Here is a 15034-nt window from a genome sequence, read left to right on the forward strand (position 1 = left end):
ACCTAGCTGCGTCATCACGCGATCCTCGGCCGTCCGGTGGCAGTCGCGACAATGATGGCTTCGATGAAGCTGCGTTCCCCTTCAATTGTTGCAATCCTGATGTCCCGTGCGATCTCGATCCGCGCCTGATCGGTCCCGGCGCGCTCGGCAAGACCTGCCGCCAAGGCGCGAATGTGGGCTTCGCCGGCAGCCATCGCTTCGTCTTCGGTGTCATAGTCGTCCAGCCGCTGGCCTGAATTGAGACGAAAAAGCCCGATCTCTGGCTGGCTGACGCGCGCTTCCGCAGACATCCGCACCTGTCCTACGACGGCGCCCAGCGCATTTGCGACGTCAGCGTGTTCGGCGATGATGCAGTCATTACCGATCAACCGCGGTAGACCGGCATAGTGGAGAGATGCTGACGCCCCAAGGCCGATCACCGGCCGGTCGAGTGCGATCGTCAGCCGCGCCATGCCGCCACGTCGGCCAACCGCCCGCTGAACCAGCGGATTGGCAACGGAGACACCGCCATCCAGTCCGTCTTCGGCAAAGACTGTTTCAAGAATGGCTTCGGCCGAACGCCGGGTCACCGCGGTGAGAACCATCTCGGAAAAAGCTTCCGCGCCTTCGGCTACACGATGCCCCTGGCCGTCGCGCTTGCGTGCGAACAGTTCGGCGCCCAGTCGAGCCGCGACAGGATCCCAGTTCGCTTGCCGGCCTAGCACATGAGCCGCGTCGGATGGCGTGAAGCCCACGATATGCACCAGACCGCGCGCGACCAGGCGATTGAGTGTCGCGACCTGTGACGTCGATACCAGCAGCCGATCGAGCGCGGCGGGAATTGCCGAAATGTCAGCATAGAGCCTTGCCTCGGTAACCGTCAGGCCTGCAGCCAGACGCTCGGGTACACCTATTCGCAACGCGAAACGGCCATCCAGCCGACTCGTGTTGGGGCTGAGCAATTGCCGCCTGAGGCCCTTGTATATGGCATCGTCGTGCTTCACCGCGGCGAGCGCCAGCGGCACGAACCGACGGGGCCCGAGGACGATCGTCGAAGTCAGCGACCGCTCATGAAGCGAGACTTCCGAATCTCCACCGAGACCAAAGGTGCGCATGTCGACTGCTTCCACCATGGTTCGCATTTCGCCGACGGTGGCGCCTTCCGGATCGAGCCGCAGGCGGCCGCCGTCCAGAACGGCGATGTCGGTGGTGGTGCCGCCGATGTCGGACACCACGGCGTCATCGAGGCCGGTCATGTATCGCGCTCCCACCAGGCTTGCCGCCGGTCCTGACAGGATGGTCTCGATCGGCCGGGCGCGGGCGAATTCTGCGGTGACAAGCGCGCCGTCGCCGCGCACGACCATGAGCGGAGCGACGATCCCGCGTCTTGCCAGAAAGCCCTCGGTGGCGTCGACAAGACGATCGATCATCGAGATCAGTCGCGCATTGAGAAGCGTCGTAAGCGCCCGACGCGGGCCTCCGAGTTTCGACGACAGTTCGTGCGAACAGGTCACCGGAAGCCCGGTACGCTCTCGGATGACGTCACGTACCGCGATCTCATGTTCGGGATTGCGAACGGCAAAATAAGAGGCCACGGCAACGCCTGAAACCGTGTCGGCGAGGGACGGCAGCACAGCCACGAGAGCGTCCAGAACCAGCTCACGCGGATCGCCATGGACGTCATGTCCGCCTGGGCAAAAGATCACGGGATCGGAGCCGAGGGCTTTTGACAATCCGTTCCGGGCAAGATCGGCTTCAGCGAAGCCGATCATCACGAGGGCGACCCGTCCGCCCTGCCCTTCGACGAGGGCGTTGGTTGCGAGCGTTGTCGACATCGAGACGAGTTTGATCGCGCTGGGTTCGATGGCAGTCTCGGACAAAACAGCGTCGACGGCGCCGGCGATGCCCTCGGCAAGATCGTGCCGCGTGGTCAGCGATTTGGCCTTGGCCACGATGCCTGTGGATTCCGACCACAGCACGGCATCGGTGTAGGTGCCGCCGGTGTCGATGCCCAGATACAGAGGCGACGGCTGATGCGTATATGTGTTCATTTTATCAGTCGCCCAACCTGGGTCTCGGCGAGAAATATCTCGCGAGCTTGTTTGCTTCGCCGTCGAACGCGTTGGCGTCGGCGGGTTGATCACGCTTGATCGCAATATTAGGCCATACAGACGCGTACTCGGCGTTCAGCGCGAGCCAATCGTGGAGATCTGGCGCGGTGGGAATTTTGCAGCTGATGCAATTGTCGGTGACCACGAACGTCATGCGGCGTTTCTCAGCCATGGACGGTCAGGGCGATCGAACAAGAACAGCTTCAGACTTTCGGCGACGTGAGCGGCCTTCAGCCAACAGAGCCCGGCAGTCTCGCTGTCCATAAATTCGTCGCAACTGTCGCCAAACAAGACGAGGCACCGGTCGAGCAGACCGATCTCAAACTCACACATGTGCTTGCGAACCGCGACGAGACTTTTCCTGTCGTACCTAGTGGTCAGCATGACCGAGGACCAGAAATCGGACATCTTCGCCAGATGCGTTTCCCGATCGCCGAAAACGAGGCGCTCGAAAATCGGCCCGAGATCGGCGTCGGCTCGGATCTTGCCGCAGAAGGAATCGACGAGTTGTCTAATCTGCTCGTCGGGAATTGGACTGTCTGTATCAGGGGCTGGTCCAGCGCTCATCCGGCCCTTCAGACCACGCCGTAGGTCATATCGAGCGGAATGCGGTGATCATCGATACCCCGTACGCCAGCGGTGTTTTCAGCAAGGATGAGTGAGGCTTTCCGCTCCTGCTCCGACAGGTAGGCTCCCCAGAAGGTGACCACGCCGTTGGTAACAGTCACGTCCGAACTTCCCGTCGAGGGCCATGATTCGGATCGCAGGGCGTCAATAATCTCCAACCTGATAGTGCTGTCGTCATACGAGACCGGAGCGCGCCAACCTTTCCTGGCGACGACAAGGGCCCGCACCAGGCTCGCGCGGCTGACGATCCCCACCACCTGTCCGTCGCGAAGCACGGGGACACGCTTGATCCGATTGTGTTCAAGCAGGGTTGCGATCTCGACGACTGGCGTACTCTCGACCACCGTCGCAACCTGCTGTGTCATGACATCGATCACATGCTCGGAATGAGACTTGAGATAGCCTTGCGCCTGAGCCGCGTTGTTGGTGAAAAACCGAAGCCACCAGGAACAACCCCGCAGCGCCGTACCGATCTCGACCCGGCGGATCAGGTCGCCTTCACTGACGATGCCCAGCAGCGCACCTCGATCGATCACTGGCACGGCGCTGATCCCGTGCGACAGGAGAACATCGGCGACCTCGTCCACCGTACTGTCCGGCCCCACCGCGATGACCGGTGACGTCATGACGTCCTTGGCGATCAGCATTTCGTTCTCCTTCACCTGCTTGCAGGCGGCAGTACCGGCGGCAAGGTCGCTCCAGAGCCTTGCCCGTTGCCAGCATGGAGATGGATCGCGCGATAGAACTCCCTTGCATGGAAAGCATAGGCTTCCAGATCGACCGGATCGCCAACGAAAAGCCCGATGTCCTTGGCTTTCCGGAAGAACCAGGGAGCGGGCAAACCGGGATCGAGCGACTTCACGGCAACAGCCGCAAGCAATGGCAGGCCTTCGTCCGCATCGTCGTCCATCAGTTGTTCGAGTGCACCACGGATCACGCCTGTTGCTTCCGAACCAACCATGCTCTCGGCCAGTCTTGCATAGGTGATCGGCAGCCGGGTCTGTGCTTGCAGGAGCAGTTCCTCGCGCAGCCGCGTTGTGAGAGGGCTGTCATCCGCAGGTGCGATTGGGATGCCGTCTGCGTCAAGGCGATTGGCAGATACCCTTCGACCGACCACATGACGCCGTATGTCCGAGCCGGAAAGTATTCTGCCGAAATCGTGTTCAAGCCTGTCCATTATCATCATCGCCGACCTCAAGGTGCCCTTCGCGCGATATCGCCAAGAGTTCCCCTAGCGTTGAAACCTGCTGGCTGGCACCCAATCGGTCAATTTCGCTACGCGCGAGCTTCACTGATCCTTACATGCAAGACAAACGAAATTTATTGCCGCTTCGGCCCAATTATTTTGCATCAGGATTTCGATTGCGGTGAGTGGCGCAGCCCTTCCCTTTTCGGATTCGATGTGCATTTTTGATTGGATGAGGCTGCGTACCCGGAGTGTCCTGGCTTTCAGCAAGCGGTGATTTCGGCCCCGAAAACGGTAGCAGGAGATTTTATGATGATCACTGGGGCTCAATGCCGTGCCGCTCGCGCGCTGGTCGAATGGACCCGTGATAAGCTCGCCGGCAATTCAGGCGTGGATGCGTTGGTCGTCGAAGAATTCGAGCGCCGGATCAGCCTTCCTGACCGTGAGATATGCGACACGCTGCAAACCGCGCTTGAAAGCGCCGGCGCCGTTTTCATCGCCGAGAACGGCGGCGGTATCGGCGTTCGCCTGAAACTCAACCGCTCGGACGTCAAGCGGATCGGCGTTCTGGAGAATGAAGGCGGCATTGTCGGTATAGATGCCGTTCCATAGGCCCAAGGCCTTCGGGCTCAATGAATTCATGGTCGCAGCCCGTCGCTGGACAATCCAGGATCGGCATCGGCTTGATGTGCACACAAGGGAGGTGGCCCTCATGACGGTTATCTGGGGCGATCTCACCAAGGAGGAGCAGACGGCACTCAAGCGAATGAACCGAGGACCCTACCCATCTCTATCGAAAGCCTTGGCCGAACGTCTTGTCTTTCTCGGATTGGCTGAAGAAAGACCGGGCGGGACCGGGATAAACAGGGTCGGACGAGAGCTGGTGATAAGAACGTTGCTTCGCACTCACTCTGACTAGTTTAGGATTGATACCCGCCAAGCTGCATCGAAGTGGCCGACTTGACTTCCCGGATTGCTTCACCAACTATGGTGCTATGAACGCCGCAGTCAAAATTCGTCGCGATTTTCTTTTCCGGGTTTGCCCCATAGCGGGAATGTAGCCCCCGGCTCGGCTGCCATGCGCGCCCCGAGCCGAGGGGCGGTGCGTTTACCCACATGGGATGGTTCCGCAGGGCCTCAAGCCTCCGGAGCATCGGCGTTCCATCAAGATTTTCACGAATTGGCTCGATTCCAGCACCCTTGGCGGGCGGCTGGTCCGAGCAGAAGCACGAGTATTCAAATGCAAGATAACACGAAAACCCGGCGCAAGCCGAACATCCGCATTTCACAGTCGGACCATACGCGTCTGTCGGCAGTTGCGAGCACCGTGGCCGCGCGCAATCCGGAGGCCTCCGATGAACTGCTCGCCGAACTCGAGCGGGCACGTATCGTCGCCGATGGTTGGGTCTCCGCCGGCACCGTCCAGATGGGTTCGACGGTGACGTTCAAGCCCGATACTGGCAATGCCAAAACAGTCACGCTGGTTTTTCCTGGCGACGCGGATATCTCCGAAGGCAAGGTTTCAGTCCTCACGCCGATAGGCACGGCCCTGATCGGCCTCTCGGCCGGACAGTCGATCATGTGGGCCGCGCGCGATGGGCGCCGGCACGAACTGTCGGTGCTTGCCGTGGGCCAACCCGCTGCCGAAGGCGATGCAGTCGATCGGCGCACACCAGCGTCTTCGGCGATCGCGGCGGACGCCTAGACATGGGCGTTTCCATCCGTCTCCTCAATCACTCGGGCAGCCTGATCGCGGGAGTCTGACCCCTGCGCCGGCCTATCCAGGTCCGGCACAGGGGTAGTTTTCCACATCCGATCAAATGCTTGACGCCGGATCCCTTTCACGGGTCCGGCTTGGAGACGCACCATGCCCACTATCGAAAGCTGCCAACTGACCACCAAGGACTACACGATTCTTGAAGTGATGCAGGAGCGCCATCCCCGCGGCGATACCTTCTCGGCGATCCTTCAACGAAAAATTTCGAGCGCGGTTGTAATGTTTCGGGAAGACATCCCGGCAACTGTCGTGACACTCAGCACCCGCGTGGCTTATCGGGTAAACGACGGCCCTGCCGAAACACGCATCGTCGCACATGACGAGATGCGCGGTTTGGTTGGCATGCTTTTGCCGATCACCAATCCGCGAGGCCTGGCGCTGCTCGGCCTGGCCGAAGGTCAGTCCGTAACCATTCCGGCCGCGGACGGCAGCCTTGAAACGCTGACCGTGCATGAAGTGGTCTATCAGCCAGAAGCCGCGAGGCGCGAGAGATTGAAGCTAACTGGGAATGCAGCGTCGGCCCCATCGCGGCTGGGCGGCCCGGTTCTGCGCGTCGTCCATCGTTCCGATGAGCTGCAGGACAAAGCGGACAACAAGGTTGTGGCGACATTCGACACCGGGTTCGACGACCCGGGTCCGTCGGCCGCCTGAGTGCTCGTCTATCCCGAAGGCTGTGAAGGCGGGTAGACAAGCGTTCCGTAGGGTCTTGCTTTCACACCGCCGGTGAGGTTCGCCGGCTCGACCTTGTCATGGCCCATCAGATGAAAAACGGACTCGCGCGGCTAAGGAGATAGCCCGCGACGATCCTTCTGTGACAGCGCCACCAGAGCGTTTCCGCGCACATGACGGCGCATCGCCGCTGCCTGCCGAGGGACACAAGCCGGTCCGGGCGGCAATGAAACTCCACCGACAGCGCGTAGTCGGCATAGTTGTGAAAACTCTGGTTGATCCAGAATGCGTTGAGCGTCGGTGGAATGTCGTGCACCTAGCCGCACAGGCCGCCAAGCTCGGCAATGTGCTCATATCCTATCCCGAACGCTGCCAGGCATTCCGGCTGCACCTCGCTATTGAACCACGGGTTCGCCCCGATCGTCGGACGATCCTGATGTCAACCGTCAGGGCGATCTCTCCAACCCGCAGCAGGGCGACGGATTCAGCAATCGACCGAGTCTAGTAACCGATGGTGTGGAACAGACAAGGCATGCTCGGTCAATCCGTGTCGAACCATCCTTCCAGTCACGCGAACCATGGCTTCGCGCCTGGAGGGACGATCATTTCACAACTTGCTTCAATCCGCGTAGCGCCTCCTGCACGTCGGCTCGCGCCTCGCCTGCTTCCGGATAGACTGCATAGGCCGGATAGGTGAATTCCGGCGCGCCTTCTACCACCTCCAACTGCCCCGCCTCTATATGGGGAGCTGCCGCGCCCCTGCGGAAATAACCCATTCCGCCGGCGCGCAGGATATAGCTCAGCCCGAGCGGACCAAGGCCGACCATCAATCCCGGCTCGCCGAAGGCAGAGGAACTGGCACCATGCTGGGCCGCAAATAGCGGCCCCCAGTCTACATAGACATAGTCCCTGGGGCCGACCGGTTCCCCGTCTCGGTCCGTGGTCCGAACCAGGACGAGCTGCTCCTCGACCAGAAGCTCTACCCTGAAACCCGGCAGCAGCTTCGGCGCATAGAGCACCGCAATGTCCAGGACGCCAGTCCTGAGCTGCTCGATGAGCTGGTCCGGCACACCGACCTGGGCTTGGATGGCGATTTCCGGCCTGGCCCCCTTCATCCAGACCAGCCAGTCGAGCAGCAGCGGATTCCACAGGCTGAGCTCTCCGCCCAGGGCAACGACGCTTGTCCGCCCCGATGGGATGGCGAGCTGGTGCCGTGCCCGCTCCCAGATTTGCACGAATGACTGGGCAAATCGCTCGAACTCCCGGCCCGCCGGCGTCAGTTGCGCGCCATTGCGGTTGCGGATGAAGAGCTGGCGTCCAAGCTCTTCCTCCAGCGTGCGTATCCGCGCGCTGACAGTTGTCTGGGTGACGTGGAGTCGGTCGGCGGCTCTCAGAAAGCTACCGGAATGGACGATTTCCAAAAACGTGCGCGCGCGGTCGATGTCCATCACAGCGTCCATATTAGTGCAATAATCTTGCACTAATACAGCATTTAATTCCGTTTGCCTTCCTGTTTTACGCAGCGCAACGTCCACGTATGCGGGTCTCGGCTGCAACGGATATGGAGCGTGCGATGTCTGATCAGGAGGATGTTTACCCGGAGACGAGAGAATACGCCTCTCCGCCATGCTTCATGCATGAGCTTGTCCCCGGGTACGGCACTGAGCCGGCCGTTCAGGACGCATGGCCCGACGTCTGTCGATGGCGCAAGGCGGAACGCAAGCGCCTGATCGATGAGCGTCTCGCGATCGACGCCGAGGAACGCAATGCGAGGTCTTCACGTATCGCTTCCGCTCTCGACCTGGCTGTCGGCCGGGTGAGCGGGCGGATCGTCAGCGGCTACTGGCCATTCCGCGGCGAGCCCGATCTCCGCAACTGGGCGATAAAGGTGATCGAGCGCGGCGGGCGAATCGCGCTGCCGGTCGTCATCAAGAAGGGCTGGCCGCTGGAGTTTCGTATCTGGGGGCCGGGAGACCCGCTTGAACGCGGCATCTGGAACATTCTTGTCCCGTCACACGGGCCATCGGTCCAGCCAGATGTGGTCATCGCGCCTGTTGTCGGTTTCGACCAGGCCAACTATCGCCTGGGGTATGGCGGCGGCTTCTTCGACCGGACCCTGGCCGCCGCGCCGAAGAGGCCGCTCGTCGTGGGCGTGGGTTACGCCGGCAGCAGGATCGAGACCATCTATCCTCAGCCACACGACATTCCGATGGATGTGATCGTCACGGATGAATGAGTGCAGGCAAGGCCTGATCCCCTCGTGACGGAGGATCGCGGATGCCGTCCATCGTCGAGGCCGTCTTGCCTGCCAGCAGTGAAGAGCAGGAAGCACACCATGTCTAATCCAGCCACGACCTTGGATGATCACAGGCCCCGGTTTCTCGTCCGGTGGCTGCTCTCGACCAACCACAAGGATATCGGGACGCTTTATCTGATCTTCTCGATCATGGCAGGAGTACTCGGCACCGCGTTCTCGGTGCTGATCCGGATGGAGCTTCAGGAACCGGGGCTGCAGATATTCGCCGACCCCTCTGTCTACAATGTCGTCGTCAGCGCCCACGGCCTGGTCATGATCTTTTTCGTCCTCATGCCGGCGCTGATCGGCGGCTTCGGCAATTGGATGGTGCCGATCATGATCGGCGCGCCCGATATGGCTTTTCCGCGCATGAACAACATTTCCTTCTGGCTGTTGGTGATGTCGTTTATCCTCTTCATCACCTCGATGTTCGTTCCAGGAGCACCCGGCACGCTCGGCCATGGCGGTGGCTGGACGCTCTATCCGCCACTGTCGACCTCAGGCCAGCCCGGCCCTGCCGTCGACCTCGTCATCCTTTCGATCCACCTTGCAGGAGCGTCATCGATCCTCGGTGCGATCAACTTCATTACGACCATTTTCAACATGCGCGCACCCGGCATGACAATGCACAAGATGCCTCTGTTTGCCTGGTCGATGCTGGTCACCGCCTTCATGCTTCTCATGTCGCTGCCCGTGCTTGCCGGCGCGATCACGATGCTGCTCACGGACCGCAACTTCGGCACGACTTTCTTCGTGCCCGAAGCCGGCGGCGATCCGATCCTGTACCAGCATCTGTTCTGGTTCTTCGGCCATCCCGAAGTCTACATCATGATCCTGCCCGGCTTCGGCATCATCAGCCATGTCATCTCGACTTTCGCCAAGAAGCCGATCTTCGGCTATATCGGCATGGCCTATGCGATGGTGGCGATCGGCGCGATCGGTTTCGTGGTTTGGGCTCACCATATGTATACGGTTGGCCTGTCCGCCGACACCCAGCGCTACTTCGCCTTCGCCTCGATGGTCATCGCCGTTCCAACCGGGGTGAAGGTGTTTTCGTGGCTGGCGACCATGTGGGGAGGATCGATCGAGTTCAAGACGCCGATGCTATGGGCTCTCGGCTTTGTTCTGCTCTTCACCATTGGCGGCGTCACCGGGATCATGGTCGCTAGCCCCGGCATCGACCGCTCGCTGCACGACACCTATTTTGTGATCGCCCACTTCCACTATGTGCTGTCCTTGGGCGCGGTCTTCGCCATCTTCGCCGGCTTTTATTACTGGTTCCCGAAGATGACTGGTTTCATGTACAGCGAAACGCTGGGCAAGCTGCATTTCTGGCTGATGTTCATCGGCGTCAACCTCGTCTTCTTCCCGCAGCATTTTCTGGGCATGGCCGGCATGCCGCGACGCTATGCCGACTACCCCGACGCATTTGCCGGCTGGAATTTCATTTCCTCGATCGGGTCCTACATTTCAACGGCCGGACTAGTCGTCTTCTTCATCACGGTGGCGGAAGCTTTCAGCCGCGGACGCCAGGCTGGCGCCAATCCTTGGGGCGAAGGGGCGACCACGCTCGAATGGCAACTGCCATCGCCGCCGCCCTTCCATCAGTGGGAGAAGCTGCCGCGCATTCTCTAGCTTCGCCTCCTGCTCCAAATCGGCGCCTGCTGTCACTTCGATATTTTGTCGGGAGAACGACATGAATGAGACCGCAGATCCAAACAACCAGATCCTGCTCGTGGCGATCATCGCGTTCTATTGGGCGTTGCTGGGCATTTGGGATCAACTTCTGCCGCGTTCGGGAGAAGACAAGGCCAAGCGAGACGATGCGCCGACGGACAGGCGGACCAGCGGTGCCGAACACACTTCCTCCGCCGACACCTCCTCGGAGGGGATTCGAAAGATCGACCTGGATTTCGACGTCGCCGCGTTTCTGGCCGGCGCCAGGACAGCCTATGAAACTATCCTGCGGGCCTATGTGGACAGTGACATCCAGACGTTGAAGCGCCTTGTCGGGCCGGAAGTGCTTGATACCTTCGAGCGAGCCATTGCCGGACGCCGGGATCACGAGGAGACACTGCATCTCACCTTCATCGGCACCAGCGAAGCGAAGGTCGTCGATACTCTCGAGGAGGACGGTACCGCTGAGATTGTTGTTCGCTTCGTTTCCGACGTGGTCAGCGTTACCCGCTCGGCCAACGATGCGATCGTCGCCGGCGATCCCGAGCAGATCGTCGAGGTGATCGATACGTGGACGTTCGCCTGTGAAATCCCGTCAACGAAGCTGAATTGGATGTTGATCGCCACGGACGGCGAATGACAGCATGTGCCGTTCCGATAAGTCCGCCTGACAGCCGATGGCTGATGAGCCGTCCACCCGGACGATCATTGCTGTGAGAAGGGCGCCGGCCGGCGTGCTCGTGAATCCTCGGTTACTCGAACATGATCCGAGCGGTACCTCTTTCGGCGATCAACAATCTCCGAGCTTCCTGGATCCTCTCAGCCTGTTGTTTGGTATAGGGTCCCATCGGCCGGGTCTTTGCATCGCCGCGACAGACCCGGCAATACCAGTGGCCGCTGTCGCAGAAGATTTCAACCGAGGTTGGCGTATCGTCGGACGCCTCGTCGGCGACGTCCTTAGTGAACTTGACGATCTTTGAATAATGCTGAGTAGGTGCAACCGCGTACAAACCGTTGTTAGTGTCAAGTTCCTGTTGCATTGTGGACATCAGTCAAACTCCTCTCTGTCGCGATGGCACACCGTTCCGTCATACTGGCTACGCTCTCCCGTGCCCGAGAGTGCTTGCTAATTTGCCATTTGGCGCTCCATTTCCACTTCGGCCTCTAGACTTTCGATGTCGCGAAAGATCGAGGCGACAGCCAGTGTGCGCCCTGCGCGTTTGAAGTGGAGCAGGCAATCCTTGGCTGTGATGTCTCCATCGACCGCGATCTCATCCCATTGCCCGGCATGACCGACATAGTTGATGGAAACGTCGTAATGCTGACTCCAGAAGAACGGCACGGCCGCGAATTTCTCCCGATGGTCGAGCATGTTCCGGGCCGCAGTCTGCCCCTGTCTCTCGGCAACCACCCAATGCTCGACGCGAATGTTCTCGCCGCTGTGAGGATCTGGCCATCTCGCAATGTCGCCGGCCGCGAAGATCCCTGGCTCGCTCGTCTCCAGAAAAGCGTCCACAACAACGCCGTGGTCAACGACCAGCCCGGCCTTCTCGGCGAGCCCGATCCGCGGTCGCACGCCAATGCCGGCGACGACGAGGTCCGCCGTCAACGTACCACCATTGGTGAGGTTAACCCTGCTACCATCGATGCTACTCGCGGTGTCCCCGAGATGGAATACGACGCCATTCTCCTCGTGGAGTGCGCGGATGAAGTCGCCCATTTGCGGACCGAGGACCCGTTCCATGGGTCGTTTATCCGGCGCCACGACATGAACGTCGATACCGCGCGAGCGCAGGGCCGCGGCAACCTCCAGGCCGATGAAACTGGCGCCAAGCACGACGGCGCTGCGCGCAATCGTCGCTCGCTCGATGATCGCCTTGCAATCCGCGAACGAGCGCAGCGTGTGAACGTGTGGCTGGTCGGCGCCGGGAATGGTGAGGCGCACCGGTTCGGCCCCCGTGGCAAACAGCAGCCTGTCGTAAGGAACCGTGCCTTTATCCGCGAGGACAACCTCGCTGGAATGCAGGTCGATGTGAACGGCCTTCGTATTGAGACGCAGGTCGATGTCGTTTTTTGAGTAGAACTTCTCCCCGCGGAGCGGAATCCAATCCTCCGGTGCCTTTCCGGCGAGGTAGTCCTTGGAGAGGTTCGGTCGGTCGACGGGAGGCGCTTGGTCATCGCTGATCATGACGATGCTGCCCTGGTACTGTTCGCGCCGCAGTGTTTCGGCGGCTGCGAAACCAGCTGCCCCGCCGCCGACAATAACGATTTTCTCTGGAACCTTGCCTGAGCTTGCATCACGCCGTTCTGGAGCCGTCCTTTTGCGCTTCTCGCCCACGAATAGTCGACCATCGCGTTCTTCCACCGACCAGCAAGCGAGTGGGTTGAAGGCAGGGGCGTGCAAGGCTTCGCCTGTGCGTAAATCGAAACACGCGTGATGCCAGGGACACCGGACGGTATCCTCCACCACAAGACCGTCAGCGAGCGGCCCACCGTAATGTGTGCATGTCGCGCCAATGGCGAAGACCTCGGCCCCGCGACGCACCAACAAAACCTGCTCGTCGCCGCAATGACCGACAAGCTTTGCACCATCGGGAAGATCGGACAACGCGATGCCCCGGAACAGATCCGGTCCGGTCGGCTTGCTTTGGTCTTGGGTCATTGCCTTCTCCCTTGAGGATCCAGGATCGGAGACGTCCTCTGCAATCGAGAAGCGGGAATTCTTCAGGTAATCTTTGAGTTCAACGGTAGCTTCTCGCTATTCCCGACATCGTGCAAACGAATTTAATCGGCGGTTGCGTGCAAATTTAATGATAGGAACAGGCGGTCCGGCGCATCTACAGGATCGCTTGCCCCCTCTTGCGCCAGAAAGAGGCCCGTCGGTGAGCGGGTGTCTGGCAAGGTTCGGAGCGCCGTCGGTGGCCCGGCCTCGATATCGGCGCCTGTGATGTGATCGCGGCCTGTTTGGCATCGAGAGGGGTGATGGCGCTCCATGCGGAATGCCCAACCTGCCAATGCCATGAGCACTCCGAATGAGCCTCGGCCTTCAGCAGAGTGCGGTTCAACGCAAGCCTTGCCGAAATGCATTTGCGTCCACCGTCATGATCGTGTTTCTAAAACACACATTGACAATGTATGTTTTAGTTGGGATGCTTGCTCGAGTCTATTGCCAAACACAATGAGAACCGAACCCGTGTGGCAGTCTGGATGTGTCTGGCGTGATGCCAAAAGCCGCCTTGGCCTTGCGGAAATGGGAGCGCGCACATGAGCGGGAACAGTCGGAGCAAGAGAACGATCATCATTGACGGCGTCCCGTTGCCGGATCTGCTTGACGAGACCATGATCCATAATGTGGTTCACGGCTTCTACGACGGGATTCGCCGCGATGAACTTCTCGGTCCTATCTTCCAGCAGAGGATACAGCCCGACGAGTGGCCGCATCATCTGGCAAAGATGTGTGACTTCTGGTCGGCGACACTGTTGCGGACGGCCCGATATCAAGGGCGGCCACTGCCGCCACACCTGGCGATAGCTGGTCTTGGCGAGGTGCATTTCCGCCGTTGGCTGAAATTGTTTCGCGCCACGGTGCATGGCATCTGCCCGCCCGACGTCGCGGCGCTGTTCATCGATCGCGCGCTGCGCATCGCTCACAGCTTTCGTCTTGCAGTCGCCTTCAGTCGCGGCGAGACCACGATTGGCATCGAACCGATTGCCGAGAAAGACCTGTGATGACGAATTGGTTGTGAGTGGTTCCGGTGACGGCGCGCCAACCCAAGAGAGGACCCGCCCATGAGGCTGACCAACTTCTCGGACTATGCTTTGAGGATGCTGATGTACGCCGCCTGCGCTGGTGATCGCCTGATCACGATCGAGGAGACTGCCCGCATCTTCAAGGTGTCGAAGACACACCTCAACAAAGTCGCCAACACCCTGACTCGCGGCGGCTATCTGAAGGCGGTGCGCGGCCGTTCCGGCGGCCTTGTTCTGGGCTCCGGCCCGAGATGATCCGGATCGGCGATGTCATACGGCTGACCGAGCCGGATTTCGCGGTTGTGGAGTGCTTTGCCACCGGGAACCAATGCGTGCTCACCGGCTCTTGCAAGCTTTCAAGCATGTTTGGCGACGCGATAGCCTCCTTCCACAGCATCCTTGACCTCTACACGCTGGCCGACGTCGCACTGATGCCTCAAGATTTCCTCGGCAGGCCGTCACCACCCCAAGTTTCCGGCGTGGCGCAAAGCGGCGGGTAAGGTCGACCTCTCCTTTTGATCGGAGACAAAATGTTGCGCCGCGAAGAATCAAGAGCACCGGATCGATTTGAAGACGGAGCAGACGACCGTCACAGTCACCTACGCAGGCGCTGCCCCTTTACCGGACGCATGCCGCTTTTCCTCGGATGGAGATGAGCCATGGTTGAACCAAAGAAGAACGAAGAGACGGTAACAAAACAGTTTGAATCTGGTATCGACCCGGACAACAGTCTGTTGCCGATGCTGATCGGAGGGCTTGTTCTGATCGTCATCGGCGCGATCATCGTCATGATGTTTGTCTAGACTATTTTCGGAATTAGCGATGCGGTGGATAGTCGGCGAGCCCGATGTTCGGAGTTGGAAAGACCAGTCTTCTTCGGTTTATTCGGAAAAGATCAACGATCTTCCGTAGAGAGGGGTTTGCAGGGAATCGCGCGTTCGGCCCGATTGGCCTGTGGGGCG

General features: G+C 60.1%; 17 protein-coding genes and 1 pseudogene. 10 read left to right on the forward strand and 8 right to left on the reverse strand.

Translation table 11 applies throughout. From position 1 onward, the window contains the following. Nucleotides 1–14 precede the first annotated feature (14 nt). Nucleotides 15–2030, reverse strand: coding sequence for a hydantoinase/oxoprolinase family protein (locus ASD99_RS30740; protein WP_057145937.1), 2016 nt, complete (start codon nt 2028–2030; stop codon nt 15–17). A 4-nt stretch (nt 2031–2034) separates the two neighbouring features. Next, a complete protein-coding gene (locus ASD99_RS30745) occupies nt 2035–2262 on the reverse strand; it encodes a DUF3470 domain-containing protein (protein ID WP_413813970.1) in 228 nt (75 codons plus the stop codon). Nucleotides 2263–2309: 47 nt separating this feature from the next. Between ASD99_RS30745 and ASD99_RS33810 the strand changes: the two genes are divergently transcribed. After that, complete coding sequence (locus ASD99_RS33810) at nt 2310–2681, forward strand: hypothetical protein (protein ID WP_156389119.1); 372 nt, start codon at nt 2310–2312, stop codon at nt 2679–2681. Here the strand turns inward: ASD99_RS33810 and ASD99_RS30755 are convergent. Both ASD99_RS30755 and ASD99_RS30760 read right to left on the reverse strand, forming a co-directional pair. Then, nucleotides 2666–3364 carry a CBS domain-containing protein gene (locus ASD99_RS30755; RefSeq protein WP_056583182.1) on the reverse strand — a complete coding sequence of 233 codons (699 nt, stop codon included), beginning with the start codon at nt 3362–3364 and terminating at the stop codon, nt 2666–2668. The genes ASD99_RS33810 and ASD99_RS30755 overlap by 16 nt on opposite strands. 11 nt (nt 3365–3375) lie before the next feature. Continuing rightward, entirely contained in the window at nt 3376–3894 is a 519-nt protein-coding gene (locus ASD99_RS30760; protein ID WP_156389120.1) for a hypothetical protein, read from the reverse strand. 237 nt (nt 3895–4131) lie between these two features. Here ASD99_RS30760 and ASD99_RS30765 point away from each other — a divergent pair, with 237 nt between their 5' ends. The 3 genes from ASD99_RS30765 (at nt 4132) to ASD99_RS30785 (ending at nt 6331) form a co-directional block, all read left to right on the forward strand. Continuing rightward, on the forward strand, nt 4132–4515 hold the full coding sequence (locus tag ASD99_RS30765) for an XRE family transcriptional regulator (RefSeq protein WP_244497970.1): 384 nt from the start codon (nt 4132–4134) through the stop codon (nt 4513–4515). Between the two features lie 628 nt (nt 4516–5143). Next, nucleotides 5144–5608 (forward strand): nucleoside diphosphate kinase regulator, encoded by a 465-nt coding sequence (gene rnk / locus ASD99_RS30780; protein WP_056583189.1) that lies wholly within the window; start codon nt 5144–5146, stop codon nt 5606–5608. A gap of 162 nt (nt 5609–5770) precedes the next feature. Then, nucleotides 5771–6331, forward strand: coding sequence for a nucleoside-diphosphate kinase (locus ASD99_RS30785; RefSeq protein ID WP_057145945.1), 561 nt, complete (start codon nt 5771–5773; stop codon nt 6329–6331). 106 nt (nt 6332–6437) lie between these two features. Here the strand turns inward: ASD99_RS30785 and ASD99_RS35385 are convergent, their stop codons facing one another. Next, nucleotides 6438–6665: a DUF488 domain-containing protein gene (locus ASD99_RS35385; protein ID WP_320410791.1), complete on the reverse strand. Its 228-nt coding sequence runs from the start codon at nt 6663–6665 to the stop codon at nt 6438–6440. A 286-nt stretch (nt 6666–6951) separates the two neighbouring features. After that, nucleotides 6952–7797 (reverse strand): LysR family transcriptional regulator, encoded by an 846-nt coding sequence (locus ASD99_RS30790; RefSeq protein ID WP_056583409.1) that lies wholly within the window; start codon nt 7795–7797, stop codon nt 6952–6954. A 125-nt stretch (nt 7798–7922) separates the two neighbouring features. Here ASD99_RS30790 and ASD99_RS30795 point away from each other — a divergent pair, with 125 nt between their 5' ends. From ASD99_RS30795 to ASD99_RS30805, 3 genes are all read left to right on the forward strand, one after another. Next, nucleotides 7923–8585 (forward strand): 5-formyltetrahydrofolate cyclo-ligase, encoded by a 663-nt coding sequence (locus tag ASD99_RS30795; protein ID WP_082525290.1) that lies wholly within the window; start codon nt 7923–7925, stop codon nt 8583–8585. Between the two features lie 99 nt (nt 8586–8684). Continuing rightward, nucleotides 8685–10280 (forward strand): cytochrome c oxidase subunit I, encoded by a 1596-nt coding sequence (gene ctaD / locus ASD99_RS30800; RefSeq protein ID WP_056583195.1) that lies wholly within the window; start codon nt 8685–8687, stop codon nt 10278–10280. Between the two features lie 100 nt (nt 10281–10380). Next, the gene (locus ASD99_RS30805) at nt 10381–10962 is read left to right on the forward strand and encodes a Tim44/TimA family putative adaptor protein (protein ID WP_162256738.1); all 582 of its coding nucleotides are present in this window, start codon (nt 10381–10383) and stop codon (nt 10960–10962) included. Between the two features lie 112 nt (nt 10963–11074). Here ASD99_RS30805 and ASD99_RS30810 read toward each other — a convergent pair whose 3' ends face one another. Next, complete coding sequence (locus ASD99_RS30810) at nt 11075–11371, reverse strand: hypothetical protein (protein ID WP_156389121.1); 297 nt, start codon at nt 11369–11371, stop codon at nt 11075–11077. A 77-nt stretch (nt 11372–11448) separates the two neighbouring features. Then, a complete protein-coding gene (locus ASD99_RS30815; protein WP_057145948.1) occupies nt 11449–12984 on the reverse strand; it encodes an FAD-dependent oxidoreductase in 1536 nt (511 codons plus the stop codon). A 653-nt stretch (nt 12985–13637) separates the two neighbouring features. On the opposite strand from ASD99_RS30815, the gene ASD99_RS30820 reads away from it, so the two are divergent. The 3 genes and pseudogenes from ASD99_RS30820 (at nt 13638) to ASD99_RS34225 (ending at nt 14875) form a co-directional block, all read left to right on the forward strand. Continuing rightward, nucleotides 13638–14051: a group III truncated hemoglobin gene (locus tag ASD99_RS30820; protein WP_244482761.1), complete on the forward strand. Its 414-nt coding sequence runs from the start codon at nt 13638–13640 to the stop codon at nt 14049–14051. A 60-nt stretch (nt 14052–14111) separates the two neighbouring features. Continuing rightward, nucleotides 14112–14572 (forward strand): annotated as a pseudogene (locus tag ASD99_RS30825) (RrF2 family transcriptional regulator). Nucleotides 14573–14731: 159 nt separating this feature from the next. Further along, on the forward strand, nt 14732–14875 hold the full coding sequence (locus tag ASD99_RS34225; protein ID WP_164482338.1) for a hypothetical protein: 144 nt from the start codon (nt 14732–14734) through the stop codon (nt 14873–14875). Nucleotides 14876–15034: the final 159 nt, after the last annotated feature.

The sequence above is a fragment of the Mesorhizobium sp. Root695 genome (assembly GCF_001428185.1).
Classification (GTDB): domain Bacteria; phylum Pseudomonadota; class Alphaproteobacteria; order Rhizobiales; family Rhizobiaceae; genus Mesorhizobium.